29 protein-coding genes are annotated in these 26,150 nt (G+C 63.9%); 13 read left to right on the forward strand and 16 right to left on the reverse strand.

What is annotated here, in order from left to right:
* Window positions 1–13 precede the first annotated feature (13 nt).
* Both kdpA and V1280_RS20285 read right to left on the reverse strand, forming a co-directional pair.
* A complete protein-coding gene (gene kdpA, locus V1280_RS20280; RefSeq protein WP_334527849.1) occupies window positions 14–1,717 on the reverse strand; it encodes a potassium-transporting ATPase subunit KdpA in 1,704 nt (567 codons plus the stop codon).
* Window positions 1,718–1,829: 112 nt separating this feature from the next.
* Window positions 1,830–1,919 carry a K(+)-transporting ATPase subunit F gene (locus V1280_RS20285; RefSeq protein ID WP_038965694.1) on the reverse strand — a complete coding sequence of 30 codons (90 nt, stop codon included), beginning with the start codon at window positions 1,917–1,919 and terminating at the stop codon, window positions 1,830–1,832.
* A 441-nt stretch (window positions 1,920–2,360) separates the two neighbouring features.
* Here V1280_RS20285 and V1280_RS20290 point away from each other — a divergent pair, with 441 nt between their 5' ends.
* The 9 genes from V1280_RS20290 to V1280_RS20330 all read left to right on the forward strand — a co-directional run bounded on the left by V1280_RS20290 (window position 2,361) and on the right by V1280_RS20330 (window position 7,674).
* Window positions 2,361–2,825, forward strand: a complete 465-nt coding sequence (locus V1280_RS20290) for a hypothetical protein (RefSeq protein WP_334527852.1) — start codon at window positions 2,361–2,363, stop codon at window positions 2,823–2,825.
* Between the two features lie 86 nt (window positions 2,826–2,911).
* The gene (locus tag V1280_RS20295; protein ID WP_334527855.1) at window positions 2,912–3,127 is read left to right on the forward strand and encodes a hypothetical protein; all 216 of its coding nucleotides are present in this window, start codon (window positions 2,912–2,914) and stop codon (window positions 3,125–3,127) included.
* A 133-nt stretch (window positions 3,128–3,260) separates the two neighbouring features.
* Window positions 3,261–3,509: a hypothetical protein gene (locus V1280_RS20300; RefSeq protein ID WP_334527858.1), complete on the forward strand. Its 249-nt coding sequence runs from the start codon at window positions 3,261–3,263 to the stop codon at window positions 3,507–3,509.
* A gap of 24 nt (window positions 3,510–3,533) precedes the next feature.
* Window positions 3,534–4,451, forward strand: coding sequence for a 4-hydroxy-tetrahydrodipicolinate synthase (gene dapA, locus V1280_RS20305; RefSeq protein ID WP_334527861.1), 918 nt, complete (start codon window positions 3,534–3,536; stop codon window positions 4,449–4,451).
* Between the two features lie 127 nt (window positions 4,452–4,578).
* Window positions 4,579–4,770 carry a hypothetical protein gene (locus V1280_RS20310; protein WP_334527864.1) on the forward strand — a complete coding sequence of 64 codons (192 nt, stop codon included), beginning with the start codon at window positions 4,579–4,581 and terminating at the stop codon, window positions 4,768–4,770.
* An 18-nt stretch (window positions 4,771–4,788) separates the two neighbouring features.
* On the forward strand, window positions 4,789–5,145 hold the full coding sequence (locus V1280_RS20315) for a hypothetical protein (protein ID WP_334527867.1): 357 nt from the start codon (window positions 4,789–4,791) through the stop codon (window positions 5,143–5,145).
* A gap of 1 nt (window position 5,146) precedes the next feature.
* Window positions 5,147–5,275, forward strand: a complete 129-nt coding sequence (locus V1280_RS20320) for a hypothetical protein (RefSeq protein ID WP_334527870.1) — start codon at window positions 5,147–5,149, stop codon at window positions 5,273–5,275.
* A gap of 155 nt (window positions 5,276–5,430) precedes the next feature.
* Complete coding sequence (upp, locus tag V1280_RS20325) at window positions 5,431–6,066, forward strand: uracil phosphoribosyltransferase (protein ID WP_334527873.1); 636 nt, start codon at window positions 5,431–5,433, stop codon at window positions 6,064–6,066.
* Window positions 6,067–6,099: 33 nt separating this feature from the next.
* Window positions 6,100–7,674, forward strand: a complete 1,575-nt coding sequence (locus tag V1280_RS20330) for an AMP-binding protein (RefSeq protein ID WP_334527880.1) — start codon at window positions 6,100–6,102, stop codon at window positions 7,672–7,674.
* 7 nt (window positions 7,675–7,681) lie between these two features.
* On the opposite strand, the gene V1280_RS20335 is transcribed toward V1280_RS20330, so the two are convergent.
* The 9 genes from V1280_RS20335 to fliD all read right to left on the reverse strand — a co-directional run bounded on the left by V1280_RS20335 (window position 7,682) and on the right by fliD (window position 15,961).
* Window positions 7,682–8,593 carry a flagellin gene (locus tag V1280_RS20335; RefSeq protein ID WP_334527882.1) on the reverse strand — a complete coding sequence of 304 codons (912 nt, stop codon included), beginning with the start codon at window positions 8,591–8,593 and terminating at the stop codon, window positions 7,682–7,684.
* A gap of 19 nt (window positions 8,594–8,612) precedes the next feature.
* The gene (gene flgK / locus V1280_RS20340; RefSeq protein ID WP_334527885.1) at window positions 8,613–10,388 is read right to left on the reverse strand and encodes a flagellar hook-associated protein FlgK; all 1,776 of its coding nucleotides are present in this window, start codon (window positions 10,386–10,388) and stop codon (window positions 8,613–8,615) included.
* A gap of 18 nt (window positions 10,389–10,406) precedes the next feature.
* The gene (locus tag V1280_RS20345; protein ID WP_187435269.1) at window positions 10,407–10,880 is read right to left on the reverse strand and encodes a flagellar protein FlgN; all 474 of its coding nucleotides are present in this window, start codon (window positions 10,878–10,880) and stop codon (window positions 10,407–10,409) included.
* A 9-nt stretch (window positions 10,881–10,889) separates the two neighbouring features.
* Window positions 10,890–11,150, reverse strand: coding sequence for a hypothetical protein (locus V1280_RS20350; protein ID WP_334527890.1), 261 nt, complete (start codon window positions 11,148–11,150; stop codon window positions 10,890–10,892).
* A 3-nt stretch (window positions 11,151–11,153) separates the two neighbouring features.
* Window positions 11,154–12,434, reverse strand: a complete 1,281-nt coding sequence (flgE, locus tag V1280_RS20355) for a flagellar hook protein FlgE (RefSeq protein WP_334527893.1) — start codon at window positions 12,432–12,434, stop codon at window positions 11,154–11,156.
* 31 nt (window positions 12,435–12,465) lie between these two features.
* Window positions 12,466–13,134, reverse strand: coding sequence for a flagellar hook assembly protein FlgD (locus V1280_RS20360; protein WP_334527896.1), 669 nt, complete (start codon window positions 13,132–13,134; stop codon window positions 12,466–12,468).
* 259 nt (window positions 13,135–13,393) lie between these two features.
* Complete coding sequence (locus V1280_RS20365; RefSeq protein ID WP_334527899.1) at window positions 13,394–13,666, reverse strand: hypothetical protein; 273 nt, start codon at window positions 13,664–13,666, stop codon at window positions 13,394–13,396.
* A 169-nt stretch (window positions 13,667–13,835) separates the two neighbouring features.
* Window positions 13,836–14,264 carry a flagellar export chaperone FliS gene (locus V1280_RS20370; protein ID WP_334527902.1) on the reverse strand — a complete coding sequence of 143 codons (429 nt, stop codon included), beginning with the start codon at window positions 14,262–14,264 and terminating at the stop codon, window positions 13,836–13,838.
* Entirely contained in the window at window positions 14,264–15,961 is a 1,698-nt protein-coding gene (gene fliD, locus V1280_RS20375; protein WP_334527905.1) for a flagellar filament capping protein FliD, read from the reverse strand. The genes V1280_RS20370 and fliD overlap by 1 nt, the downstream gene beginning before the upstream one ends.
* On the opposite strand from fliD, the gene V1280_RS20380 reads away from it, so the two are divergent.
* On the forward strand, window positions 15,891–16,037 hold the full coding sequence (locus tag V1280_RS20380) for a hypothetical protein (protein WP_334538648.1): 147 nt from the start codon (window positions 15,891–15,893) through the stop codon (window positions 16,035–16,037). The two genes, fliD and V1280_RS20380, sit on opposite strands and share 71 nt — an antisense overlap.
* On the opposite strand, the gene V1280_RS20385 is transcribed toward V1280_RS20380, so the two are convergent.
* Together V1280_RS20385 and V1280_RS20390 are read right to left on the reverse strand one after the other, a co-directional pair.
* A complete protein-coding gene (locus V1280_RS20385; RefSeq protein WP_148772853.1) occupies window positions 16,034–16,858 on the reverse strand; it encodes a flagellin in 825 nt (274 codons plus the stop codon). The two genes, V1280_RS20380 and V1280_RS20385, sit on opposite strands and share 4 nt — an antisense overlap.
* A gap of 141 nt (window positions 16,859–16,999) precedes the next feature.
* Complete coding sequence (locus tag V1280_RS20390; RefSeq protein WP_334527907.1) at window positions 17,000–17,698, reverse strand: RNA polymerase sigma factor; 699 nt, start codon at window positions 17,696–17,698, stop codon at window positions 17,000–17,002.
* A gap of 513 nt (window positions 17,699–18,211) precedes the next feature.
* On the opposite strand from V1280_RS20390, the gene V1280_RS20395 reads away from it, so the two are divergent.
* The 3 genes from V1280_RS20395 (at window position 18,212) to V1280_RS20405 (ending at window position 22,563) form a co-directional block, all read left to right on the forward strand.
* Window positions 18,212–20,626 carry an HAD family hydrolase gene (locus V1280_RS20395; RefSeq protein ID WP_334527910.1) on the forward strand — a complete coding sequence of 805 codons (2,415 nt, stop codon included), beginning with the start codon at window positions 18,212–18,214 and terminating at the stop codon, window positions 20,624–20,626.
* Between the two features lie 67 nt (window positions 20,627–20,693).
* On the forward strand, window positions 20,694–22,013 hold the full coding sequence (locus tag V1280_RS20400; protein WP_334527913.1) for a hypothetical protein: 1,320 nt from the start codon (window positions 20,694–20,696) through the stop codon (window positions 22,011–22,013).
* A gap of 13 nt (window positions 22,014–22,026) precedes the next feature.
* Complete coding sequence (locus V1280_RS20405) at window positions 22,027–22,563, forward strand: hypothetical protein (protein WP_334527916.1); 537 nt, start codon at window positions 22,027–22,029, stop codon at window positions 22,561–22,563.
* A gap of 1 nt (window position 22,564) precedes the next feature.
* Here the strand turns inward: V1280_RS20405 and V1280_RS20410 are convergent, their stop codons facing one another.
* From V1280_RS20410 to V1280_RS20420, 3 genes are all read right to left on the reverse strand, one after another.
* Window positions 22,565–23,812, reverse strand: a complete 1,248-nt coding sequence (locus V1280_RS20410; RefSeq protein WP_334527919.1) for an acetyl-CoA hydrolase/transferase family protein — start codon at window positions 23,810–23,812, stop codon at window positions 22,565–22,567.
* 7 nt (window positions 23,813–23,819) lie between these two features.
* Window positions 23,820–24,983, reverse strand: a complete 1,164-nt coding sequence (locus V1280_RS20415) for an acyl-CoA dehydrogenase family protein (protein WP_334527922.1) — start codon at window positions 24,981–24,983, stop codon at window positions 23,820–23,822.
* Window positions 24,984–25,094: 111 nt separating this feature from the next.
* Complete coding sequence (locus tag V1280_RS20420; RefSeq protein ID WP_334527925.1) at window positions 25,095–26,138, reverse strand: TRAP transporter large permease; 1,044 nt, start codon at window positions 26,136–26,138, stop codon at window positions 25,095–25,097.
* Window positions 26,139–26,150: the final 12 nt, after the last annotated feature.

A 26,150-nucleotide genomic window follows, 5' to 3' on the forward strand; every position in this document is an offset into this window, starting at 1 on the left:
AGAAGACTGTCGATTAGAAGACTTGACCGGCGTTCATCGCGAGATGCTCGACGATCGGGCCGAGTGCGAGAGCCGGGAAGAAGGTGAGGCCGCCGATGATCAGGATCACGCCGACGACGAGACCGACGAACAGCCCGCCGGTAGTCGGGAACGTGCCCGCCGACGGCGGAATGGATTTTTTCGCGGCCAGTGAACCCGCGATCACCATCGCCGGGATGATCATGAAGAAGCGACCGACGAACATCGCGCTGGCGAGCGTGAGGTTGTAGAACAAGGTGTTGCCGGTGAGACCTGCGAAGGCCGAGCCGTTATTGCCGGTCGACGACGTATAGGCGTAGAGCACTTCGGTGAAGCCATGCGGGCCGGCATTGGCCATGGAGGCGACGGCGGGCGGATAGACCACGCCGACCGCAGTCCAGCCGAGATACATCAGCGGCAGCACCAGGATCGCGAGCATGGCCATCTTGACCTCGCGCGCCTCGATCTTCTTGCCGACATATTCCGGTGTGCGGCCGACCATGAGGCCTGCGACGAAGATCGCGAGCACGACGAACAGCAGCATGCCGTAGAGGCCGGCGCCGACGCCGCCGATGATGATCTCGCCGAGCTGCATGTTGATCAATGGGATCATGCCGCCGAGCGCGGTGAAGCTGTCATGCATGGCGTTGACCGCGCCGCAGGAGGCGGCGGTGGTAATCACGGCAAACAGCGAGGACGCGACGATGCCGAAGCGGACCTCCTTGCCCTCCATGTTGCCGCCGGTGAGGCCGAGCGCCTGCAGCGTCGAGGTGCCGTTGGCTTCCGCCCAGTAGGTGACGGCGACGCCGGCGATGAACAGCACGCCCATCACGGCGAGGATCGCCCAGCCCTGGCGCTGGTTGCCGACCATGCGGCCGAACACGTTGGTCATGGCCGCGCCGATCAGGAAGATCGACAGCATCTGCACGAAGTTCGACAGCGCGGTCGGGTTCTCGAAGGGGTGCGCGGCGTTGGCGTTGAAGAACCCGCCGCCATTGGTGCCCAGCATCTTGATCGCGACTTGCGAGGCGACCGGGCCGACCGCGATGGTCTGCTTGGCGCCTTCGAGCGTTGTGGCCTCGACATAGTCGCCGAGCGTCTGCGGCATGCCCTGCGAGATCAGGAACAGCGTGTAGATGACGCAGATCGGCAGCAGCACATAAAGCGTGGTGCGGGTCACGTCGACCCAGAAATTGCCGACGGTCCGCATCGACGCCCGCGAGAAGCCGCGGATCAGCGCAACCGCGAGCGCGATGCCGGTAGCCGCGGACAGGAAATTCTGATGCGTCAGGCCGACCATCTGCACGAGATAGGAGATCGTGCTCTCGCCACCGTAATTCTGCCAGTTGGTGTTGGTGATGAAGGAGATCGCCGTGTTGAACGAGAGATCCTCGGCGACCGCGCCCTGGCCTGCCGGATTGAAGGGCAGCACGGCCTGCAAGCGCATCACGCCGTAGATGATGAGGAAGCCGCCGACATGGAACAGCAGCATCGCGACCGTGTAGGTCAGCCAATGCTGCTCGCGCTTCTCGTCGACGCCGGAGATCCAGTAGATGCCGGCCTCGATCGGACGCAGCACCGGCGAGAGAAACGTCTTCTCGCCGTTGAACACGCGCGTCATGTACCAGCCGAGCGGCTTTGTGAGCGCGACAATGATAACGCAGAAAAGAATGATCTGGAGCCAACCGATCACAGTCATGGCATTAACCCTTCAGGCTCGGCGTCCGGCGCAACAGCGGCAGGAGCACCACAAGCAGGCTGCCGACGAGCGCAATGTCCGCCAGTAGCAATTCGACGAGCAGCAGCACGACTCAGAACCGTTCCGGCCGCAGCAGCGCGTAAGTGAGGTAGAACAGGAGGCCGAACGAGACGGCGCCGGCGAGTGCGTAATCGAAGATCATAGTCCGCTCCATCACAACCGTTCGCAGGCGTAGGTGTAGCCGATCGCAAGGGCAAAGAAGCCCAAGCCCAGCGCCAGCATCAGAATGTCCATCATGGGATTGCTCCTGGTTGCGTCCCTATATCGGGAGCAACACTTTCTCGGGGACCCGGCGGAGCTCGTGGAGAGAAGCGCAACGCATTTCCACGGCCCCAAACGGGACTTTTGACCATGCTGAAGTGCCACCACGGGCATAGGTTTTCGAGACGAGGGCTATGGCCAAGTTATAGGAATCTCATAAAGGGCGGAGCGGCCGGTGGCGCATCGCGTTACTCATGCGTGGGCGCCCGCACTTATGGAATCTTTATATCTCCCGCCCTGTGCCCCTCTCGTTTTCAAATGCCCTTCCCGCCATCCTGAAGAGGCCGGCCGACTGACCGACGCCAATTCCAGGAGGCCTGAGATGACCGCTCTACGACTCTACGATTTGCCCTCGCTTGGCGACCGCCTGCGCAATGCGCAAGACATGACGCGGCCCCTGATGCTCGAGATCATCGACAAGGCCTGTCGCCGCTTTCCCTCGCTCGGACAGACCGAGCGCACCGCTCGCGTGATGCGCCTGATCGATGCGGAGGCCTGGGCCGACGCCGCGCTTGCGTTGATGGAGCTCGAACTGCCGCTGTGGCATGTCCGCCGGATCGCCTATGACGAAGGTGAATGGCATTGCGCACTCTCGCGTGAACGCGAGCTGCCGGATTGGCTCGACGCGGCCGTCGAGGGATGCCACGCCGACCTCGCGATCGCGCTGCTGTCGGCTTTCGTCGAGGTCCAGGCATTGGCCATGGAAGTCTCGCGACCGAGCGTTCCGACCGTGCGCCCCGCTCTCGACCCGTTCTACGAACCGGTCGGCTGCGAGAATTTCAGCTGAGCCAACCGGTCCGGTTCATGCCTTGCCGCAATCTTCGGACATATCGCGGGGCCCTGAGCCCGGCGCGGATCATAGCGCGATTTGCCGTGCGCGTGGCGCTTCTCGCTGCCTTCGCAGCGTTCGGCAGCATCGGATTCGGACGAAGCCTCAAAGCCCTGCTTTGGATGTCGATCATCCTGTGTGCTGCTGTTGCCCTTCTCAAACACGAGACACCGTTCGGTGCCGTCCTCAATCATTGGGACGAATGCGCCGCATTTGGCGCGCTTTTCGCCCTGGTTCATGTCGTCAATGAACTGACCTGAACGCCCGCCTTTATGATGCGCCTATGAGATCGCCACGCAGCCTCACTCGAAATCATATCTGCTTGCTTCGATATTGATCGGACGGTTGCGGGACATGCACCCGCGACCTCGTTCAATCGGAAGGAATACGTCCGTGAAACTCGTCGAACCTCCCTCGTGCAGCTCCCTCTCAAGCATCGTCTTCATCGGCCGCAACCACAGGGGACAGTGGATTGCCCAAGAGCAGAACGGCCTCTATGGCGGCCTGTTCGTCAGCCGCGCCCAGGCCATCAAATATGCGCTGTTCGAGAACGGACAGCACCCCGAGACCATCGTCGAGCTGCCGCGCGAGATCGAGCTCGACATGGGTAAACACCCCGACCTCGCGCAGCGCGCCGCCTGAGCAGGCCGCATTCGGCGAAACGCCATGTTCATCCCTCCCTCTGCCTGGTTCACAGGCTTTATTCCCGATCTGCCGACGCCGTTCGATGCGGCTGACGCGATCGACCTCAATGCGTTCGCCGCGTTGTGCGAACGCCAAATCGCAGCCGGTGTTCCCGCGCTCGTCGTCTGCGAGACGGCGGGCGAGGCGCCGACGCTCTCGCCCGCCGAGCAGGAGCTTGTCATTCGCACGGCGGTCGATGTCGCCCGCGGTCGCACGCGGGTTATCGCCGGTGCGATGTCGAATGCGACCAGCCGCGCCGTCGAACTTGCGCGGCGGGCGGAGGCGGCCGGCGCCGATGCCATCATCGCGGTGGTGCCCGCCTACAACAAGCCGATGCAGGAGGGGATGCTCGCGCATTTCCGCACCATTGCCGGCTCGACCGGACTGCCGGTGATCGTGCACGACGTTCCCTCCCGCACGCTGCGCCCACTCGCCGACGAGACCCTTTTACGCCTCGTCGAGTCTCGCCAGTTCGTCGGCCTGCGCGATGGCGGCGGCGACATCACCCGCCCGATGCGGCTGAACCGACTGCTGCCGGCAGGCTTTCGGCTGCTGTCCGGCGAGGACGCGACCACCTTCGGCTATATCGCCGGCGGCGGCGACGGAGCGATCTCGGAAGTCTCCAACATCGCACCGGATCTCTGCCGGACGATCTTCTCGCAGGTCAGGCAAGGCCGCCTGCAAACCGCGCGCTATCTGCACAAGCGCCTCGTCCCGCTGATTGCCTGCCTCTCCCGGGAAAGTCCAGCCGCGCTCAAATACGCCCTGAGTGTGCTTGGCCTGATGTCGGCGGCTACACGGCTGCCTATCGTGCCGCTGGACGCGACCGCGCAGAGAGAGGTGGTCAGGGCGTTCGCCGCCATCGCCGACGAGGAGCTGATCGACAGCGTCGGCGCGTAGGACGCGCCTTTATGGCGCTCCTATATGACAGCACGGCCTCCCGTCTCGCATTCCTATGCTGCCATGCTCATCATATCCGGCAGATCATGCCGGCCAAGGCAGCCGCTGCAGAGAAGGACTATCGGACATGTCGATGCTGACACAGGGCCTTGAACGGCCTCTTGACTGGATGGAGCGCCGGCCGCGGATGTCGACGGCGCGCAAGGCTCAACTCAAGCGCGTCGCGCTGCGCGCACTTGCGGTGCTCACCATGGGCGGCGTGTTCACTGCGCTGATCGCACTGAAGACCGCGATCTTCGTCTGGCACCTCCACGCCTGAAAGGCAGCGGTGACAATCATGACCTTGCAGATGTGTGAGGAGGCCGCCATGGCCGCAATTGCTCTTCAAGCAACTCACCGCCAGCCGCGGCAGGTGCAGGCGGTAGAACTCAAGCCGCTCGATCCCGATGTGATCAGCGACGCCATTCCCGCCTTTTTTATCGGCCGCAACCAGGCCGGCCTCTGGGTCGCCCGCGAGGCGCACGGACGCATCGGCGGCCTGTTCCTGTTCAAGAGCTCGGCCGTCGATTTCGCCAACCGGCAGAGCAAGCCTGCGCGGTGCGCGCTGGTGTTCCCCACCGAGACCTTCGAGCTCGACATCGAGAACCGCGGCAATCCGCTGATCGTGCTGGTTGCGCGTTCGCTGAGAGACTAACGTGCAGTTCCTCAAGGGACATCTCGAGCACGCGGTCACCACGACCATCCTGACCATGACGCTGAGCCTGGTCTGGGGTGCAATCCTGACCATCGTGATCACGCTCGCAGCGCGCGGGCTCGGCGTCTAGACTTCACGGCGATCGACCGCGAATTGACCATGGCTGCCTACGAGGCAAGCAACCGGCTGCAAACGGCGGTCGCGCAGCCCGGATAGGCCGCCCCTCCTTGCGGAAAACGCCCGGCCGATCTGGCGCAGTTTCGTGGAACCGTGTAGATCGGTTTCATGAGCACAAGCAACGTCAACGTCGTCGCCCACCCCCTGGTCCAGCACAAGCTATCCCTGATGCGGGAGAAGGACCGCTCGACCAAGAGCTTTCGCGAGATCCTGAACGAGATCGGGATGCTGCTCGGCTACGAGGTGACGCGCGACCTGCCGCTGGAACTGGTCGAGATCGAGACCCCGATCTCGCCGATGCAGGCGCCAAAGATCGCCGGGAAGAAGCTCACGCTGGCACCGATCCTGCGCGCCGGCGTCGGCTTCCTCGACGGCATGCTGGCGCTGATGCCCTCGGCCCGCATCGCCCATATCGGGCTCTACCGCGACCCCGAGACCTTGCAGGCGGTGGAATATTACTTCAAGGCGCCGCAGGACCTGTCCGACCGCACCGTGATCCTGATGGACCCGATGCTGGCGACGGGAAATTCGGCCTGTGCCGGGGCCTCCCTGCTCAAGAACCGCGGCGCCCGCGACATCCGCTTCGTCTGCCTGCTGGCGGCGCCCGAGGGCATCGCGCAGTTCCAGAGCGAGCATCCCGACGTGCCGATCTGGACCGCCGCGATCGATGAGCGTCTCAACGATCATGGCTACATCGTGCCGGGCCTGGGCGATGCCGGCGACCGGATGTTCGGCACCAAGTAGACAGGTTTGCGCGATCGGGCTACTTCGGTTGCCATGCACGCCGACCATGTTTCACTGCAATCGCTGATCGTATCGGAGACCGCCGCCGATCCTGCCTTCGTGTTCGACGGCACGCCCGTCTCGCGCGCGGAGTTTTCAGGGATGGTCGAGCAGACTGCGGCCTGGCTCGCTGCGCAGGGTATCGGCAAGGGCGACGTGGTCGCGGTCTGGCTGGTCAACCGGGTCGAATGGATCACGCTGCTGTTCGCCGCCGCCCGGCTCGGTTCGATCGTTGCCGCCGTCAATACGCGCTACCGCAGCGCGGAAGTCGCGCATCTATTGAAATTGTCGGGCGCCAAGCTGCTGGTGGTCGAGGCGGCATTCCGCTCGATCGATTTCGCGGCCATTCTCGCCGACATTGCCAAGGACGACGTACCCGCGCTGCAGAAGCTCGCGGTGGTCGGCGCGGATGCGATCCCCGCGCAATGGCCCTGCATTCGCTTTGATGCGTTCGACAAGCCATACCCGCCCGCCCCGATGCCGCAAGATAACGTCGATCTACCGGTGCTGCTCTACACGACTTCGGGCACGACCAAAGGACCAAAACTCGTCGCGCACTCGCAGCGAACGCTCGCGACCCACGCCAACTCCGTTGCCAAGGCGCTCCAGCTTTCGCCGCGGCGTCACTCCCTGCTGGCGATGCTGCCGTTCTGCGGCACCTTTGGCATGACGAGCCTGCTTGGCTTCATCGCGGCCGGCGCGACCGTCCACGTGCTCGACGCCTTCGAGGCGGCACCGGCGCAAAAAATCCTCAGCGCGCACAAGACCACGCACGCCTTCGGCTCCGACGAGATGTTCCGCCGCATCCTCGCGCTCACCGATGAGCAATGTCCGTTCCCGCATCTCGAAGTCTGCGGCTTCGCCGCGTTCCAACCTGGCTGGCGCGATCTGGCCGCAGCGGCCGAGGCCCGCGGCCTGCCGCTATTCGGCCTCTACAGCTCGAGCGAGGTGCAGGCGCTGTTCTCGATCAGCCGCGCCAGCGACGCCTTCGCCGACCGCGTCGAGGGCGGCGGCTGGCCCATGTCGCCCGAGGCCAGGGTTCGCGTGCGCGGCACCGAGACCGGCGAACTTGCAGCCAATGGCGTCTCCGGCGAGATCGAGATCAGCGCGCCGTCGCGCTTTCTCGGCTATTTCAACAATCCCGAGGCGACGCGGGATGCCATCACCGCCGATGGCTTCTTCCGCACCGGCGACATCGGCCGTCTCCGCGGCGACGGCTCGTTCGTCTATGAGACCCGCGCAGGCGACGCGATGCGGCTCGGTGGCTTCCTGGTCGCGCCCGGCGAGATCGAGGACGAGCTCAAATCCTGTGCCGATGTCGCCGATGCTCAGGTCGTCGCGGTCGATCTGAAGGGCCACGCCCGCTGCGTTGCCTTCGTCATTCCGGGCGAGACTTCACCGCAACAGGAGGTGCTGACGGCACGCCTGCGCGAGCGGCTCGCCAGCTACAAGGTCCCGGCACGGATCTATGTCGTGGACGCCTTCCCCGTGACCGACAGCGCCAACGGCGTCAAGATCCAGCGCGCAAAACTTCGCACCATGGCGATGGAGCGGATCGCGGCCGAATAGGCCTCGCCTATTTCAGATAGCTCGCAAGATTCATGCTGAGGATCTTGGACATCGCCGAATACGACGCTGTGAGCTGCGCCTGGTAGGTCGAGAGCTGCGCGGTGATGGCGGCGACATCGACGCCTGTGAGATCGTTCGACAGGCTTTCGGCGTAGCTCTTGTAGTCGGTCTGTTGCGTGCTCGCCGACTCGATCGAGGACGCCGAACTGGAGAGTTTTGCCTGCACCGCCGCGGTGTCGTCGAGCGCCGTGCTGGCAAGGTCGAGCGCGCTGGTGATGTCGGAGGATGACAGCGAGGTGCTGTTGGCCACGAACTTCAGCACGCGCATCACCTCCTCGAACGCCGAATTGTCGGCGGTCACGCCATAAGACACCGTGTTGTCGGCGGCGACGCGCACCGAGACAATCTCGTCATCGCCCTTGTAGTAGCTGGTATCCGCCGTGGTGGTGGAGCCCGTCCCCGAGGAAAAGCTGGTGAGATCGACCGGCGCCGTGTCCGTCTTGCCGCCGGCAAAGACATACTGGCCGTCATACTGCGTGTTCATCAGCGAGCCCATCTGCTCCAGCATCTGCTGCGCGGACGAGATCACGGAGTTCGTTTCGGTCGAGCTACCGGTCGAGGCGGCGCTGAGCTGAGAGCGGAGCTGCGTGACGATATCGGTCATCGAGCCGACGGCCGAATACATCACCTGGACCTTGCTGTCGGCGAGCGTGGCCGCATCGATATAGGACTGCGCGCGCGTCACCGAGACCTGGAGATTGACGACATGCTGCGCATTCGAGCCGTAACCGCCGAAATCGGTCGAGACGACGCCCGACGATTCCTGAACCTGCTCGTTGGCCATGACCGACTCCACACGCATCGCGTCGGCGATCATCTTGCTCGACTGGGCGAAGGTGGCGATCCGCATCGCGACCATGGAGCTGCTCCCGCGCGCTTTACGACGACTGCACGGCGGTGATAAGCGCCGAGTACATGCTGTTGATAGCCGAGATCAGCGCGGAGGCTGCCGAGTATTGGTTTTGCAGCGTGCTCAGATTGGCCGATTCCTCGTCGAGATTGACGCCCGATTGCGACGACAGCGAGCTCGCATAGGTCGACTGCGCGGTCTCCTTGGCGGTGTAATTGGTGGACGCCTGCGAGGCCTTGCTCGCGACATCGGCCACGATGGTCGAGGCATAGTCGGCAAAGGAACCCGTGGTGGCGGCGAGCCCCCCGGTGGAGGAAAACGTCCGCGAGGCCGTCAATGCGCTGTAGAACGCATTGACCACGGTCGCCGATCCCGACGTCAGCACACTGCTGCCGACCGTGAGGCTAGACGAGGAGTCCAGCGTGGCGAGCTGCAGCTCGTTGGTGCCGGACAGGATGCTGCTGTTGACCGCGATATCCGATGCGCTCGTTCCGGTCACGAGGTCGTTGAGACCAAAATAGTCGGAAAATCCTTCGCTCGAGCTACCGACCGAGCTCGTCATCTCGTTGATGGCGATGCCATTGCCAGAGCCGGTAGCCGTGATCGAGAGATGCCCGTTCGCATCGACCGACGCCGACAGTCCGGAGATGGTGTTGATCTTGGTGACGAGATCCCCAACGTTGGAATAGGACGACAGATCGATATCACCGTAGGAGACCAGATTGCCGCTCTGGTCGGTGACGGCAATGCGCACCGTGCCGGTGGCCGACAGCGCCGTGCTGCTGGTGACGCTGGTCGTGCCGGTCAGGCTGGTCGGTGCCGGCACCGAGGAGGCGCTGTTTGAGACGGTATTGACCGCGGAGGCAAGCTGGGTCGCGAACTGGTCGAGCTGCGACTGTGCCGCCGGCAGGGTCTTGTCACGGAGCGTAATGAGCGCGCCGATGTCACCGCCGGTGATCTGCGAGGTGATGTCGACGCCATTCACCGTGATCGCGCTGAACCCGCTCGACGAGGAGCCGGCGGTGTAGGTCGTCGACGACGACACATTAGCCGCGGCGGTATAGCTGATCTTGTGTGCGGAAGAGTCGACCAGCGCCTGCCCGGTCGTGGTGTAGATCTGGAGATCGCCATTCGACGCCGTGTAGTAGCTGACGTTCATCTTGGAGGCGACGTCCTGCAGCGCGGTGTTGCGCTGGTCCTCCAGGTCGGCGGTCGACTGCCCGGTTGCCGCCGTCTGCTTGATCTCGGCGTTCAGATCCGCGATGTTCTGCAAGTCCGTATTGACGTCGTCGATCGAGGACGAGATGTCCTGGTCGGCATTGGAGCGCAGCTTCTGGATGCCGCTCGAGGTCTCCCGCAACTGGCTCGTAACGTCGTCGAGCGCGCTGACGACGTTGGATTGCAGCGAGGCGCTGCTCGGCGTGCTTGCCAGCGACGACAGCGCCGATTCCAGCGAGGCGATGCTGTTGGCCAGCGAGGTCCCGGTCGACGAGCTGTCGGTGCTGCTGGTCGAGCCGTAGAGCTTCTCCAGCGAGGTCAGATAGGTATTGGTCGTGTCGGCCGAACCGAGATCGGAATCCGCACTGACCAGCGACTTCAGCAGCAGCTTGTCGACCGTCGAGGTGATGCCTGTCACCGTGACGCCGGTGCCGACGCCGTTGGTGACGCTGCTCGACTGGTTCGCGGTCTTCTTGGTATAGCCGGTCGTGTCGGCGTTCGAAATGTTCGACGACGTCACGCTGATCTGCACCGACGTGGACGACAGGCCGCTGAAGGCGATCGATCGTGCGATATCGAGCGACACGGCGGGCTCTCCTTGTCGTCAGGCGCTGCGGCTGGTGCCGCTGGAGACGGCGCGCGCGGCGACCCGGCCGGAGGCGCCATAGGGCGACACCGCGGCGATCTGCTCGCGGATCGCCTGCATGACCGCTTCGATCCGGCGATTGCTGGCCTCGATCGCGGCACGCAGGCGCACCAGGTTTTCGTCCATCGCCGCGCGCAGCTTCAGGATCCGATCCAACAGCTGCTCGCGCAGGATCCGGTCCCGCACGTTCAGGGTGGTTCCGCCCGCCGCACATTCGGCGACGGATCGTTCGAAGATCTCAGCGAGGCGGTTCTTCTCGTCGACCTGCTTCAGGCGCGAGGCCGGCAGGCCCTTGGCGAGCTCGGCATTCTCTTCCGCGACCAGCGCGGTCAGGACGTCGATCAGTCCGATCAGCGACTTGATCCGGGCGTCGCCATTTGCGGCGTTGGTCCGCGTGGCTTGGCTATTGGCTTGGGCTACACTCATGGTCATCGCCTTCTTCTAACTATGCCGTTTGCCGCGATGGACTTGCGAGTTGCGCAAGTAAGCGCCGATCGCGGTCGTCCTGACGGTCGCCTGTCTCATCTCGCCCTCGACCTCCGCGCATTCCTTCAACAGGCCGCGGCGGGTCGTCTCGAGATCGTCGAGCAAGGCAAGCAGCTGCTTGTGGTCACTGTCCTTCACGGTTGCGGCCCGTGCCACCAGGCGTCGCAGCCGGCGCAACAGCGCTTCTCCGGCGGCTTTGGCCTCCTCGCTGCGCATCGCTCACCTCATCGCCGAGATCAGGGTGTCGTACATCTTGCTGACGGTGGAAATGACCTGGGAGGCGGCCGAATAGGCCTGCTGCGCCGAGATCATGCTCGAGAACTGGCTGGAGGTATCGGTGGTCGAGGATTCCAGCTCGCTGCCGTAGATCGTTCCCGCGCCGTTCTCGCCGGACGCCTGCAGCGCAGCATTCCCCGATGTCACGGTCGCGGAATAGAGGCCGTCGCTGGCGGCGGAAAGCCCGGTTGGATCGGCAAAGGTCGCAACCGCGATCTTGTAGATCGCGATGGTCTGGCCGTTGGAATAGGTGGCGTCGACCACGCCGTTCTTGCCGATCGCGATGCTGGACAGCTTGCCGTAGGACAGGCCGTCGGAGTCGATGCTGGTGACGTTGACTGCAGGCGTCGTCTCGCCGGAGGCATATTGCGTCAATCCATCGGTGCCTCCGGCTGTTCCGAGATCGAGCGTGATCGAGCTGTCGGCCGCGCCGTCCTTCCAGCCGCTCACCGCGACGGTCGCAGGGCTTGGGCTGGTGCTCTTCAACGAACCGTCGGTGTTGAAGACGATGTCGATCGTGCCGCTCGTGCCGGCCGTCGCGCTGGTCGCAGTCGTAGTCGTGGTGTCCGACGTCGAGGTCGGTGTGCCGACGCTCGCGCTCCATTCGTTGGTGCCGGTCTTGGTCCAGGTGATCTGCATCGAGTTCGCGGCACCGAGCGAATCGTAGACGGTCATCGAGCTGGTATAGGTATCGCCGGTCGCGGCATCCGACGGCAGGTTCGCCGCGATCGTGGTCTTGGTGGTGGCGCTGCCGCTGGTCGAGGCGACCTGGGTGTTGATGGCTGCGAGATTGCTTGCCGATTCATTGCCGACGACGTTGCCATCCGAATCGGTGCGCCATCCCTCCAGGTAACTGCCGTTGTTCTCGAGATAGCCGGCGTTGTCGGTCGAAAAGGCGCCGTTGCGGGTATAGGACGTGGTGCCGCCTGACGTGGCACTGCTCACCACGAAGAAGCCCGAGCCCTGGATGGCAACGTCGGTGGCGTTCGAGGTCGCAGCCAGCAGGCCTTGCTGGGTGATGTTGGCGCGGCCCGAGACGGTGACGCCGCCCGAGGCATAGGAGGTCGCGTTGCTCGATGCGGTCACGAGATCGTCGAACATCGCCGACGTCGTCTTGTAGCCCGTCGTGCTGGTATTGGCGATGTTGTCGCTGATCATCGACAGGGACTGGCTCTGCGCGCTGAGCGCGGAGATCGCCGAAGAGAGTGCACCGGTGAGACTCATGAAGAAACTCCAGAGGGATCAGGACGTAGGATCAGGACGTGACGCCGATGATGTCGGCGGCGCTGACGGAGACGCCGTTCACGGTCAGCGATGGCGTGGAAGTGGAGGTGTCGATGCCCGTCACCGTGCCGGAGATGGTGGTGTAGTTGAGCACCGAGTTGCCGGCGGAATCCGTCGCGGTCACCGAGATGGTGTACTGACCGCCGTCCGTGAGCTGGGTGCCGCTGGAGTTCTTGCCGTCCCAGGTGAAGGTGTTGGATCCGGAGTTGCCGGTCCCGGTGCCGGTGTAGACGGTGTTACCGGAGGAGTCCTTGATGGTGACTGCGACGTCGGAAGCGGCTGAGGACAGCGAATAGCCGAACGTCGCCGAGCCGTTGCTCAAGGTCGACGTGTCGGTCTTTGCTTCGACGGTGTGGCCGATATAGTTGACCGAGTTGAGCGTCACCAGGCTCGAGAACGAGCTGGAGAGCGATGTCAGGTTGGAGTTGATCGACTGCTGCTGGCTGAAATTGGCGTAAGACGTGAGCTGATTGATGAAGTCGGTGGTCGAGGTCGCGTTCAGCGGGTCCTGGTTCTGAAGCTCGCTGACCAGCAGGCTCAGGAAATCGCTCGAGGTCAGCGTCGAACTGGACGAGGTGCTCGACGATGACGACGTCGTCGTGGTCGCAGTCGTTGCAGAACTCGTTGCGGATACTGTCATCAGAAACTCCGGCTTTCTCGCGCAGCCGGCGACAGGGATGTCGTCAGCGCGCTTGAAATCTGTGTGCTGATGAAACGCGTGGCCGCGCGGATTCAGGCGCGGATTCACCGCTGCGAAAGTCGCATTCGACACGGCAAAATCTGCCGCGTGTGTGGTGTCCGGAAATGCCAAAAGCGCGCTTACGAAAAAGCGCAGCCGCCCGCGCACGCCGGCTCGAGCGCAAGAATCAATCAGATTGGAATGTCAGAGGAAGAGCCGTTCAGCTGCCCGCCGTCTCGCCTTCGGTGCGCGGCTCGGCGGTGTCGCTCTTCATTTTCGCGGCGGCGGCAGCGATACGGTCGGCGAGGCCTGCAGGCGCCCGCACCGGAGGCGCAGCGAGCGCCTGGCGCAAGGCGCGCATCTCTTCCAGCACGGCCCGGGCAGAGGAGGAATGCTTCAGCAGCTCTTCGGCGGGCAAACGCCGGTCGTCGGGCCAGAGGGAGGGATCCTCGCCCAGCCGGTCGATCAGTTCCTCAAACTCGGTGACGTCCATCGCCCGCCGATCCCGCCTCGGTCGAGCCCCTCATAAAGCATTGCAAGCGCGTCGAAAACCGGATTTCCGCGGTATTCAGCGCCAAAACTGCCCAAGACACGACGGAAAGCGGCAGAAACGGCGCTCCTGGGCTGCCATCCCCTCCCGGGAGAGAGCGGCCTGGCTTGGCTCAGCCGGTGCGGGCCGAATCGGCCGGCGCGATTTTGCCGCCTCGCGCCGTCGCGTCGACATGCTCCCAGGCCTCCCGCAGCTCGGTCACGGCCGCGATGATCCGCCGAAAACTCTGCGGCGCATGCGGCCGGCCGAACGCCTTGTGGCTCGCTACGATCAGGCTGTTGTAGGTCTGGAACAGCCGCTCGGCCACCGCCCCGCCCTTGGTGAAGTCGAGATTGTGGCTAAGCCCGCGCAGGATCGCGGTCGCCTTCAGCAAATAGTCGTGCCCTTCCTCGAAGCGCCGCGCTTCCTGCGCGGCCAGCGACTTCTGGAAGAAAGTGATCGCGCCGCCAAGCAGCATCGAGATCGCCTTCAGCGGCGGCACGCTGGTGGCCGCGCCCCGATAGGCCTGATTGGCCATGTACGCCATCGGATTATGCATCATCAACCACTCGAGCTGGAGTTAAGCAAAGCCTTGAGATAGGTGAGCGTGTTGTTCGCGCTCGTGATCGCCGCCTGGTAATTCGCGTATTGGGTCTGGAGCTGGGTCTGGTAGGCCGACGCGTTGCTCTCGATGTCGTCGACCTTCTGCTGGAGGTCGGTGTCGCGGTCAGTCAGGTTCGTGATCAGCGTCTGCAACGAGCCGGAGCTCGACGAATAGGTCTTGGACAACTGATAGAGCTGCGTGGCGATGCCGGAGGTCGAGGTCACCGTGATCGATTGCGACGTCGATCCCGAATAGGTGAAGGCCATGCCCGCATAGGCCGTTCCGGCCGCGCCAAGGATCGTCGTGCCGCTTACCGTGAACAGCGAGGAATCGCCGCCGACCGAGGCAGAAGAGAGATTTCCGGACGAATCCACCGTCAGGTCAAGCGTGAAAGATTGCGGCGACGTCCCGGTGTTGACGACGCTGAGCTGGCTCGACGAGGTCTTGGTCTGTGCCGACAGCAGCGTGGTGACGCCACTCAGATTTGTGCTGAGGACATTTGATAGCGTCGAGGTGTCGAGTTCGAGCTCGTTCTTCTCGTTGAAGGACAGGCCGAGGTCGGCCATGGTGAGGCCGCCCACCGTGCTGTTGAGCGCGTTCTGGAGCGAATCCATGATGTCGCGCATGGTGCCGTCGCCGAACAGCACCGCGCTCGAATCCGCCGTACCGTCCGAGGCGGTCGCCTGCTGCGCGATCACCGCATCGCGGAATGTGTTGTAGTTGGTGACGAGACTCTCGATCGCCGTCGTGATCTGGCTGGTGTCGGGCTCGATGCTGATGCTGAGCGATGTTCCGCTGGGTGTCGCCTGGAGCAGGTTGAAGGTGACGCCCGTCAGCACGTCGGTGATATCGTTGGTATCTCGCGTCATCGAGATGCCATCGAGCGAAAATTCAGCTGCCTGCGACGTCTGCAGCACGTCGGCAAAGGCGCCCGTGCTGTCGGTCACGCCGAGCTTGTTCAGGATGTCGTCGCCGGACGTGCTCGAATAGCTGATGTCGGCGGCATCCTCGGTTCCCGACAGCACCATCTCGTACGACCCGCTCGACACCTGGACGATCGAGGCCTGCACGTTGGTGGTCGAGGTCTGGGCGTTGATGGCGTCGACAACGTCCTGCATCGACATCGTGCTGGTGACGGTGATATCGGCGGTGCTGCCGCTGCCGAGGCCAAGGGAGAACGTGCCGGAGTAGCCGAGCGCCGAGGTCTGGCTCGACTGCGAGGTGCCGACCACCTTCTGCGCGGTCGCGACCTGGCTGATGGTCAGCGTATGGTCGCCGGTCGCAGCGCCATTGCTGACGGACATCGAGAGCGCGGAGGACGCGCTGACGTCGCCGGACGAGCTGATGGTCGCCGCCCGGGTGGCGAAGGCATTGGTCGCGAGCGAATTGACGACGGCCGTCGCGAGCGACGAAAGGCCGCTGGAGAGCGTCGAAAGATCGGTCTGGAGCGTCTGGTAGGCGGAGATCTTGGCTTCGTTGCTGGTGATCGAGGTCGAGATCGTGGTCGCTGCCGTCAGCTTGGCGTTCACCGCCGCGGTGATGAGCGCGCTCCAGTCCACGCTGGTCGACGTGGTGGTGCCGGTCGTGGTCACCGTGGACGCGCTCGACGTGCTGGTGCTCGCAGTGCTGCTGGTGCTCGAACTGACTGACGTCACTGTGCTGCCCGATCCATCCCAGGGTGAACCGGGCCGGCATCAAGCCGGCCCGGAGGTCGTCAAGGCAAGCGCTTAGCCGAGCAGCTTGAGCAGGTACTGCGGCATCTGGTTCGCCGCGGATTCCGCCGACACCGCGGCCTGGGTCTTCACTTCGGCCGAGGACAGCGTGGCCTGCTCGGCCGCGATATCGACGTCCTTGATCGCCGAGTTCGCCGACTGCAGGTTCTGGGTCTGGGTCGAGATCGAGTCGGACGAGAAGTTGAACCGCGATTCCTGCGCACCGATGCTGGCGCGGGCGGCCGAGACCGTGTCGATCGCGGTATCGAGCGTGTCGAGCGCCGAGGCCGCATCCGACAGCGAGCTGACGTCGAGCGAGGTCACGCCGAGCGAGGACGACGTCAGGCTCGTGAGCGTGATGGTGATGGTGTCGGAACCGGACGAGCCGACCAGCACGGAGACGCCCGAGGAGAACACACTCGAGCCGTCCAGAAGGCTCTGGCTGGAATAGCGCGTGCCGCTCGCGATCGAATCGATTTCGCTCGTGAGCTGCGTGAATTCCGAGTTGATGTAGGCGCGGCTGGAGTCGGTGGTGGTGCCCGAGGCCGACTCGGAGGCCAGCGACTTCATGCGCGCCAGGATGTCGGAGATATTCGAAGCGCCGCCATCGGCGGTCTGGAGGATCGCGGTCGCCTGCGAGGCGTTGGTCGCGGCCTGCTGCAGCGTGGTGACGTCCGACGAGATGCGGGTCGAGATGGCGAGGCCGGCGGCGTCGTCGGAGGCCGAGGTGATGCGCGAGCCGCTCGACAGCTTGGCGAGCGCGCTGCTCTCCTGCGCGGAATTGATGTTGAGGTAGCGGACCGCAGAGTTCGCCGCGGTATTGGTGGAAATTGCAGGCATTGGAAACTCCTGTGCTGATGGGCATGGCGTGCCGCATCGTTGAAGACGATTGACGACGCAGACCGCAGCCCCGTCCGTTCGCTCAAACGGCGGAGCGCGAGGAGATCAGGCGCGAAAGTTTTCGCAGGGCCTATTTTATGGTTAGCAATCGGTAAACGCGGTGCGGATGTCGCGTTCGTGCTTGCGCAGCAACTGACGCAGCTGCTGGCGTCCACGCTTGAGCAGGGACTCCACTGCCGCCACCGTGGTGTCCATCACCTGGGCGATCTCGCCGTTGCTCATGTTCTCGTGGTACGAGAAGATCACCGCGATACGCTGCTGCTCGGGCAGGCGCTGCATCGCCAGCTCCAGCATGCCGTTCAGCTCGTTGCGCTCGATGATCTCGACGGCGCCAGGCTGGCCGTCGGCGACCTCCGGCACGGTCTCGACATTCTCGTTGCGCGGCTTGCGGCGCAGATCGATGCAGCGGTTGGAGATGACGCGGTAGAGCCAGGTTGAGAACTTTGCGCGGCCGTGCTGCCAGCGTCCGCGATGGCTCCAGATCTTGAGCATGGTGTCCTGCACCACGTCTTCGGCGTCCGCGGCGTTGCCGACGATGCGCAGCGCGATCGCGTAGGCGCGATCGATGTGACGCTCGACCAGCATGCGGAACGCAGCCTCGTCGCCGGCGGCAAGCTTGTCGAGAAGTTCGCTGTCCTCGTCGAAGACGATTTCGGCGGCGACCGGCGTGCTGTCCGGCGCCAGCGGCACGGACGGCATCATGGGCACGATCTCTTCAGCCGGCAGTGTCGTCGTGATCTCGGCCTCGGCGGGAGCCCAGACATCAGCAGCGTAACTCATCCCGCAATCTCCAACCCGCAATGCCGGCGGCGCACATGCCACACGGCTTCCAGGCGTTGAACGCAGGGCCAAAACAATCCAGGCGGAGAATTTTTGTTGTTTTTCAAGATGTTAGCCGGTATCTTTTGCCGAGTATCGGGCAATAATTGCCGGGCGCGCGCTACTCCCGCGCATCAATCCTGCAATCATCACATCGTCTCGCGCCATGGCGGATCGTCCATCCTGAACAGATGTCGTTGAGAGAAAACGCTGACATTACGCTGCACTAGGTGATCAAACGCGACACGCGCCTTGCGCATCAAGAAGCGATTGTTTCCGAGTGTGAATGAACGCGAGACGACTTCTGCACCCGGCAATTTTTTCCGAATCACCTTTTTCGAACCTAGCGATTTTTTTGAATCTGTCAGTCGTGACGAATGCGTTTTTGAATCACGCGTGAATTTTTTTCGCGCTTGTGGCGCCTGACATGGTGAACGTGCGCGTTAATTGATCTGATTGGCGGGGAAACTGCACATGACGATCGCAACGGCCGGTGCGAAGCGCCGCGCTCAAATTGTTTCTGCTTGGTCGTTCGATGTTTTCGATACATTTCTGCTGCGCGCCTGCACGACGCCAGATGGCGTATTTGAAAGGACTTACGAGCTTTCCGGTATTTCACGGACTTGTCCGAATGTTTCCGCGAGTTTCGTTCAGCATCGTATCCAGGCCGAAGCGCGTGCGCGGAGAACCGCGAAGGAGAAGCGCGGTGGCAGCGAAGTTCGCATCGATGAAATCTATTCTTGTTTTCCTTTCAGGCTGTTCGGCCTCGAGCGCCGCCATCTGAACGATCTCGTCGAATCAGAGTTCGCGGCCGAGCTCGAGCTCTGCCGTGCCAACCCGGACATGCTTCGGCAATATCTGGACATGAAACGTGCCGGCCATCGCGTCGGCTTCATCTCCGATACCTATTTGGATTCCGACCGGCTGGCGCGATTGCTGCGCGCATGCCGCCCCGGGCTGACATGGGACTTCCTCTACGCCTCCTGCGACTACGGCAGCGGCAAGAGCGAGGCGCTTTTCGCAAAATACCTGTCCGAGCAGGGTATCGACGCGAACGCCTCCTTTCACGTCGGCGACAACGACAAGGCCGATATCAGGGGCGCGAAGCGCCACGGCATTCGGCCGCGCTATTATCCGCAGGCGACGCCGCAATTGGCCTCGAAATTCCAGCGCGAGACCGCGCTGCTCGAGCTGTTGTGCGCCGGCGCGCCGTCCAGGCTCGATCATGGCGCGCGGACCTTGCGGCGCATGGTCGCCGCGCGCAACGCCGAGAAATCTCCCGCCTTTCATCTCGGCATGACCGTACTCGGCCCGGTGATGACGGCCTTCGATGCCTTCATCGCCCGGCGCTGCCAGGAGGTTGCCGGCCCCGGCCGAAAAGTCGCCCTCGCCTTCCTCGGCCGCGACGGTTTTTTGCCGCACCGGATCTGGCAGGAGTTGCACGGCGCCACATCGGCCTATCTCGAGATCAACCGGCGCGTCAGCCTGATCGCCTCGGCCGATACCATGCAGCCGTTGATCGACCTCTTCAGCAAGGTGTTGAAGATCGACGCGCCAACCTTCCGCGACATGATCAAGATGCTGCCGCCAAAGGTCGCCGCGTTCTTCGCGGCTTATGCTGACGGAATTGCTCCCGGCGAAGATCTCGCCGAAGCCCTGCCGGGGCTGATGGATGCCGGCGAGATCGTCGATCTCGCGGCGGCCCTGCGCGAGCGATTGCTTGCCTATCTGCGTCACACGATCCCCGGCTTCGACGAATGTACCGACCTGGTGCTCGCCGATCTCGGCTACTCCGGGAGCGTGCAGAAGGCGCTGCGCCGCGTGTTCGACATGGAAGGCATCAAGATCCGTCTCCACGGCGCCTATCTGATCTCGCTCGACGATGCCTTCGACGATATCGCCGACGTGGACAGCGCGGCGGGCTTCATCTCGGACCTCGTGGTGACGCCGCATATCAAGCGCATGCTGATCCGCAACATCGCGCTGCTGGAGCAGATCTGTTGCTCCGCCGATGGCTCGGTCCGCGACTATGACGGTGAGCAAGTTCTGCGCGAGATCAATCCGCGCCCCGCAAGCCAGATCGCGCGCGCCGCGGAGATCCAGGCAGGCAGCGTTGCCTTTGCGGAGAGCGCCGAGGACGTCGCGCTCGACTTCTGTCTCGACCCCTATGCCGCGCCTGATGTCGCTGCGCGCTGGTGCACGGCGACACTGGCGCGGTTCCTGCTGCTGCCCGATGAGGAAGAGCTGGCGCTGCTCGGCGGAATGAAGCACGACGTCAATCTCGGCACGCACGCGCTGGCGCCGATGATCGACAGCGACTTCGTCCGGCGGCAGATCACCGCCCGCGGCTTTTCCGCCGCCTGCGCGTCTGCCGCCCCGCCAATGTGGCTCGCCGGCAGCTTTGCCCGGCTGTCGCCGTCGAACACCTATCTGTACACGCTGTTCGGGGCCAACCGCCTGCCGGCCGACGTCTTTGAAGAGAGCCCTTGCGGACAGGTCCAAATCGGCCTGTTTCGCGCCAATGCCGCCGCCACGCTGGACACCGTGACCCTCTACCGCACTGGTTTCGGCGAGCTGCGCCTGCGCATTCCCCTTTCGCGCACCATGGCCATCGCCATGATCGCGCTGCCGCTGCCGAAATTCGCGGCAGAAGGTCTTCTTCATGGCGTGACCATCCAATCAGCCGACGACATTCGCGACGCCGCCGAGAGCCAGGATGTGATCGGCGTCGCGGCTGAAAGCCTGGTCTATGCCGGTATGCAGCACAGCGGTGCCCATTATCACACTGAGACCGACGATGCCTGCCTGCTGATCCCCGTCGCCCCATTGGCGCATGACATCGCGATCTATTCGGTCGCGATCACCCCGCTCGGTTCCAGCTCCAAATAGTGCGCCTGATCGCGCCGCCCCGGCCGTTCAAGTCCAAGGGCTGACCGGCGACGCGAGGGGCACGAAATTGACGGACGGGACGCACGCAAACCTTGATGATCTCCTGCAATCCGGCGGCGTCCGGCTCGGCCGGGCCCAGCGCGATCGTCTGGACTGGCTGACCGGCCAATATGGCGCGCCGACGCTGGACGACCTCGCCGGGGGCCGACGCAGCGGCGTTCTCATCCTTAAGGAGCCGCCGAGCGGCGCGGCCGCGGAGCTGTTCTACCGCTCGCTCAATCCCGGCTGCGCCGTCGCCATTCCGACCAGCGAAAATCCTGGCTTCGACTTCCTCAAGTCCAAGCTGACCGAGTTCGGCACGGTCGGCCCCTGCGGCGCCGACGGCCCGCACGAGATGTGGTGGGGTGGCATCGGCTGGTCGAAATTCCTGTCCGCCGCCGATACATCCACCGTCCGCCCGCGGATCGTCTCCTGCTACCCGCGCGGCGGCGACGCAACCGCCGCCTTCGCGCTCCGGCACTCGCTCGAACGGTTCGATCTCCCCTGTCATATCGAGCCGATCGACACCCAGTTCAGCGACCACCTGCTCTGCTTCGAGAAGGCCGAGTTCATGCTGCGGATGTGGAACAAATATCGCGAGCCGCTGCTGTTTGTCGAAGCTGGCGCCGTGCTCCGCGAGGCGCCGCTGCTGCCGTCCTTCCTCGGCTGCGACGTCGCACTCCACAAATGGAATCGCTGGGAGATGTCGGCCCGCACGCTCTATCTCGGCCGCACCAGGGCTGCAGAGATGCTGCTGCGCACCTGGCAGCATCTCGCCGCGTCGTACCCTGCGATCTGGGAGGGCTATCTGCTCGACCAGGCCTGGAGCCTGACCTCGTCGCAAGTGCCGCTCGACACGGTATGGCTGCCGCGATCCTATCACGCGCTGGCGGGCGATCTCGGCGCGATGCGCGCCACTGTTCTGCATAACCAGCAGACGACGACGCTGGAGCTTGGACCAGATCCCGCCTTCGCAGGCCTCGTGCGCACCGCGCGCCGGGCCGGCCGCACCGGCGCGCGCGATGCCTTCATGGTGATGACGTCAAAGGCCGAAGCCGGCAAGGGCATCGCCGTCATCCTGCGCGACATCTCGGCCAGCGACGCCGGCGCAGTCGCCGCCACCGTCGAAGCCGTGACTGGCGCCTATGCCGCCGATTGCGGCGGCTACGGCCGCCTCGAACTGTCGCTCTGCGCGTGGCAGGACGACGTCGGCGCGGCGCGTGATGCGGCGGCGCTGGCGCGTTACCGCATCCTGGAGATCGCGCCGGGACAGCGCATCGCCAACGACTTCTTCACCCACTGCGCAGCCGACGACGCCGTCATGACTGCCCGCCATCTCTTCCCCTGAGGGACATCGCGCGATGCTCAAGACCATCATCCTGCTTACCGACACCGTGCAACAGCAACAGCCGCTGGCCAACCTGCTGCGCGAACACAATCGCGAGCTCGCGTTCGTCTCCGCGCTGCGCGCCCAGGACCTCAGCGCCATCGATCCGGAAACCCTGAGCGAGGCGCGCCTGGTGTCCTTTGCCGCCGATGTCGCGGTTCCCGAAAAATTCCTGCTGCAGCTCGGCTACGGTGCTTACAAATTCTACGCCGCAGCGACGCAATATCCTGGGTTGCCGCCGGCGCCCGACGAGAGCGACGAGAATCCGAGCTGCTACTCCGTGATCGCGCAGTCGATGATGATATGGCCGGATTTCAAGAAGGTGGTGGGCCTGGAAACCGTGACGATCCCGGACGGAACCGCTGCCGCCGAACGCGAGCGGCTGGTGTTCACCCGCCTGGCCCATTTGTTCTGGCGGATGTCGATCATGATCGCGGGCGAGGTGACGGATCTTCCCGGGATCATCGGATCTGCCGAGAGCCAGCGGCCGACGCTGGCCATGATGAACTGAGCTAGCGCGGACGGCCGCGGAGCTGCTCTGACAGCGCATCGCGGTGCTCCGGTGCCGCGATCGCGATCATGCGCCGCGCGCGCTCCGCAAGACCGCAACCGCGCAACTCGGCGATGCCCCATTCGGTGACGATCGCATCGACATCGGCGCGGGGCGTCGTCACCGTCTCGACATGGGCCACGATCCGGCTGGTGCCATCCGATGCCGTCGCCGGCAGTGCGATGATCGCCCGTCCGCCGGGAGACGCATTGGCCCCACGCACGAAATCGAGCTGCCCGCCGATCGCGCCGATCGCAATGCCGTTCAGCGTCTCGGAATTCACGCTGCCGTCAAGCCCGACCTGAAGCGCCGAATTGATCGCGACCAGCCGGTTGATCCGCGCCAGCACGCCCTGACCGTGCGTATAGGACGTCGGCCGCACTGCGACCGCCTTGTTCTCGTGCACGAAGCGATAGAGCCGTCTCGTGCCGATCACCTGGTTGGTGACCGTGATCCCCGCATCGATTCCCTTCTCCGCATTCGTGACCGCGCCGCGCTCGATCAGGTCGACCACGGCATCGCTGATCAAGCCGGAATGAATACCGAGATGGCGTGCGTGGGAGAGCGACGAGAGGATCGCGTCCGGAATGCGACCGACGCCAAACTGAAGCGTGCTGCCGTCGGCGATCAGGCTCGCGGCATGTGCGGCAATGCGCTGCGATACGTCATCTAGCGGGGGTGAAGGCAATTCAACCGGCGGACGTCGGGCCGCTACCCGGATGTGGATCGGCACGTCGCCCGGCCATTCCGAACCAAACGTGAATGGCGCATCAGGATTGATCTCCGCGATCACAAGGCGTGCGCCGCGCGCGGCATCGATGACGTAATCGTTGGAGAGGCTCGCACTGAGCCGTCCCCCTGTTTCCGCAAGCTGCACCAGAACGACATCGGCGTGATGACGACGAGCGGCGAAGTCGGCACAGAAGGCGCTGTAGTTGCTCGGAGTCACGTCGAGCCGCCCGGCCTTGGCGAGCCGCCGCGCATTGCCGATCACGCCATAGCTCCGGAACGACACGTTGGGCGCGCACGCCGCGGAGAACGTATCCGAGAAGACCGGCCCGACCATCATGCGGAATGCCGGCAGATCTCCGGCCTGCGCCATCAACGCTTCAGTCAGGGTGACCGGCTCGGCCGTCGCCTGGCCGCACACCACGAAATCGCCCTCACGGATCAGGCCGGAGAAGTTGATTGGCGGAGTGTCTCCTGGCATTGCCGCCTCAATTCGACTTGGCCAGTCCCAGCACCTTCTCCGCAATAAAGCTGAGCGCGAGCTGCGGGCTGACCGGCGCGATGCGCGGGATCAGAACTTCACGCAAGTAACGCTCGACGTGGAATTCCTTGGCATAGCCGAAGCCGCCATGAGTCATCACCGCCTGCTCGCACGCATGATATCCGGCTTCGCCTGCGAAATATTTCGCAGCATTCGCGCCAGCGCCGCAGGGCAGGCCCTTGTCGTATTGCCAGGCCGCCTGCATCACCATCAGCCAGGCCGCCTCGAGCTCGACCCAGTTGACTGCGAGCGGATGCTGGATGCCTTGGTTCTTGCCGATCGGCCGGTTGAAGACGACGCGCGTCTTGGCGTATTCGGTCGCGCGCGACAGCGCGAGCTTGCCGAGACCGACCGCTTCCGCCGCGATCAGGACGCGCTCCGGATTCATGCCTTCGAGGATGTACTGGAACCCCTTGCCCTCTTCGCCGATCCGATCCTCCATCGGAATTTCAAAGTCCTCGAAGAACAGCTCGTTGGAATCGACGATCTTGCGGCCCATCTTCTCGATCTCATGGACCTTGATCTTCTTGCGGTCGAAATCCGTGTAGAACAGGCTGAGACCGTGGGTGGGTGAGCGCACCTCCTCCAGCGGCGTGGTGCGCGCCAGCAGCAAGATCTTGTGCGCGACCTGCGCGGTCGAGATCCACACCTTCTGGCCGTTGACGATGTAGCGGTCGTTCTTGGCAACCGCGCGGGTCTTGAGCTGGGTGGTGTTGAGGCCAGTGTTGGGCTCGGTGACGGCGAAGCAGGCCTTCTCGCGGCCCTCGACCATCGGCGGCAGCATTCGCTTGCGCTGCTCTTCGGTGCCGAACACCACGACGGGATTAAGACCGAACACGTTGATGTGCACCGCGGAGGCGCCGGACATGCCGGCACCTGATTCTGCAATAGCGCGCATCATGATCGCGGCTTCGGTGATGCCGAGCCCCGAACCGCCATATTCCTCCGGCACGCAGATGCCGAGCCAGCCGGCATCGGCCATTGCCTTGTGGAAGTCGTGCGGAAAGCCGCCGTCGTGCTTCTTCAGCCAATAGGCATCGGGAAAGCCTTCGCAGATCTTTGCGATGGCATCGCGAATGGCTTCCTGCTGATCGGTGAGCGCGAAATCCATGATGGTCTCCTTGTGGAGTCGCTCAAGCGCAATGACATTGCGCTTGAGCTCTTTGATTGCGCATGATCTTCGGAAAACCGCTACACACTTTTCCGGATCATGCTGTTGTGCCTAGCGCCCCATCTGCGAGGGCAGCCAGAGGATGATAGACGGAAACGCCACCAGAATCGCGATCAGATGGGCGATGAAGTGCGGGAAGGTGCCGTGGAACACTTCCGCCACCGGCCGCTTGGCGTAGCGGGCGACGATGAAGCAGTTCAGCCCGACCGGCGGCGTGATCATGCCGACCTCGGCGGTGACGATCTTGATGACGCCGAACCAGATCGGATCGAAGCCGAGCGTCTTGATCAGCGGCAGCACGATCGGCACGGTCAGCACCAGGATCGCGATCTGGTCCATGAAGGAGCCGAGCACGATGTAGCCGCACAAGATCAAGGTAATGATCACCCAGCGCGAGGTCGGCAAGCTGCCGATCCAGGCGACCAGATCCTGTGTCACGTGCGTCAGCAGCGCGAATTTTTCCCGCCACGGGACCGACTTCGCCGCCGGCGCGCGCGACGGATCCTGCCAGACCAGGAAATAGATCGTGGCCATGATGGTGAAGGTGACGAGGATCGCGGGGATGATGCCGCTGATCAGAAGCTTGCCGATGTTCACCTCGGCGAGCAGGCCGAAGATGACGAGCGCGACGCTGGTCGGCAGCAGCATCGACAGCGTGCCCGAGATCGCGACCACGCCGGCGGCCATCTTCGGCTCATACCCCTGGCGGATCATCGCGGGAAGGCTGGTCGAGGACAGCGTCGCCGCCGATGCCGTCGAGGTGCCGCAGATCGCGCCAAAGCCTGCGCCGGCGAGCGCGGTGGCCATGCCGAGCCCTCCGGGAACGCGGCCGACCCAGGCCGAGGCGGTCTTGAACAGATCATCCGCGACGCCGGACAGCAGCACAAGGTCCGCCATCAGCAGGAACATCGGAATGGTGATCAGCTCGTAGGACGAGACGGTCGAGAGCGGCGCGGTCTCCAGGATGCCGAACAGGGTCGGGAAGCCGCCGACCATCACGAGGCCGACCGACCCGGAAAAGGCCATGGCGAAACCGACGGGCGTGCCGAGCGCAAGCAGGCCGAACAGCAAAGCGAGAACGATGAGGGGTGTCATGGATATCCGCCG

Source organism: Bradyrhizobium sp. AZCC 2230 (assembly GCF_036924495.1).
Classification (GTDB): domain Bacteria; phylum Pseudomonadota; class Alphaproteobacteria; order Rhizobiales; family Xanthobacteraceae; genus Bradyrhizobium; species Bradyrhizobium rifense.

Coding starts and splice junctions, on each gene's coding strand:
- kdpA (WP_334527849.1), bottom strand. CDS start 1,717: ATGACTGTGATCGGTTGGCTCCAGATCATTCTTTTCTGCGTTATCATT.
- V1280_RS20285 (WP_038965694.1), bottom strand. CDS start 1,919: ATGATCTTCGATTACGCACTCGCCGGCGCCGTCTCGTTCGGCCTCCTG.
- V1280_RS20290 (WP_334527852.1), top strand. CDS start 2,361: ATGACCGCTCTACGACTCTACGATTTGCCCTCGCTTGGCGACCGCCTG.
- dapA (WP_334527861.1), top strand. CDS start 3,534: ATGTTCATCCCTCCCTCTGCCTGGTTCACAGGCTTTATTCCCGATCTG.
- V1280_RS20310 (WP_334527864.1), top strand. CDS start 4,579: ATGTCGATGCTGACACAGGGCCTTGAACGGCCTCTTGACTGGATGGAG.
- V1280_RS20315 (WP_334527867.1), top strand. CDS start 4,789: ATGACCTTGCAGATGTGTGAGGAGGCCGCCATGGCCGCAATTGCTCTT.
- upp (WP_334527873.1), top strand. CDS start 5,431: ATGAGCACAAGCAACGTCAACGTCGTCGCCCACCCCCTGGTCCAGCAC.
- V1280_RS20330 (WP_334527880.1), top strand. CDS start 6,100: ATGCACGCCGACCATGTTTCACTGCAATCGCTGATCGTATCGGAGACC.
- V1280_RS20335 (WP_334527882.1), bottom strand. CDS start 8,593: ATGGTCGCGATGCGGATCGCCACCTTCGCCCAGTCGAGCAAGATGATC.
- V1280_RS20345 (WP_187435269.1), bottom strand. CDS start 10,880: ATGACCATGAGTGTAGCCCAAGCCAATAGCCAAGCCACGCGGACCAAC.
- V1280_RS20350 (WP_334527890.1), bottom strand. CDS start 11,150: ATGCGCAGCGAGGAGGCCAAAGCCGCCGGAGAAGCGCTGTTGCGCCGG.
- flgE (WP_334527893.1), bottom strand. CDS start 12,434: ATGAGTCTCACCGGTGCACTCTCTTCGGCGATCTCCGCGCTCAGCGCG.
- V1280_RS20360 (WP_334527896.1), bottom strand. CDS start 13,134: ATGACAGTATCCGCAACGAGTTCTGCAACGACTGCGACCACGACGACG.
- V1280_RS20365 (WP_334527899.1), bottom strand. CDS start 13,666: ATGGACGTCACCGAGTTTGAGGAACTGATCGACCGGCTGGGCGAGGAT.
- V1280_RS20370 (WP_334527902.1), bottom strand. CDS start 14,264: ATGATGCATAATCCGATGGCGTACATGGCCAATCAGGCCTATCGGGGC.
- V1280_RS20385 (WP_148772853.1), bottom strand. CDS start 16,858: ATGCCTGCAATTTCCACCAATACCGCGGCGAACTCTGCGGTCCGCTAC.
- V1280_RS20390 (WP_334527907.1), bottom strand. CDS start 17,698: ATGAGTTACGCTGCTGATGTCTGGGCTCCCGCCGAGGCCGAGATCACG.
- V1280_RS20395 (WP_334527910.1), top strand. CDS start 18,212: ATGACGATCGCAACGGCCGGTGCGAAGCGCCGCGCTCAAATTGTTTCT.
- V1280_RS20405 (WP_334527916.1), top strand. CDS start 22,027: ATGCTCAAGACCATCATCCTGCTTACCGACACCGTGCAACAGCAACAG.
- V1280_RS20410 (WP_334527919.1), bottom strand. CDS start 23,812: ATGCCAGGAGACACTCCGCCAATCAACTTCTCCGGCCTGATCCGTGAG.
- V1280_RS20415 (WP_334527922.1), bottom strand. CDS start 24,983: ATGGATTTCGCGCTCACCGATCAGCAGGAAGCCATTCGCGATGCCATC.
- V1280_RS20420 (WP_334527925.1), bottom strand. CDS start 26,138: ATGACACCCCTCATCGTTCTCGCTTTGCTGTTCGGCCTGCTTGCGCTC.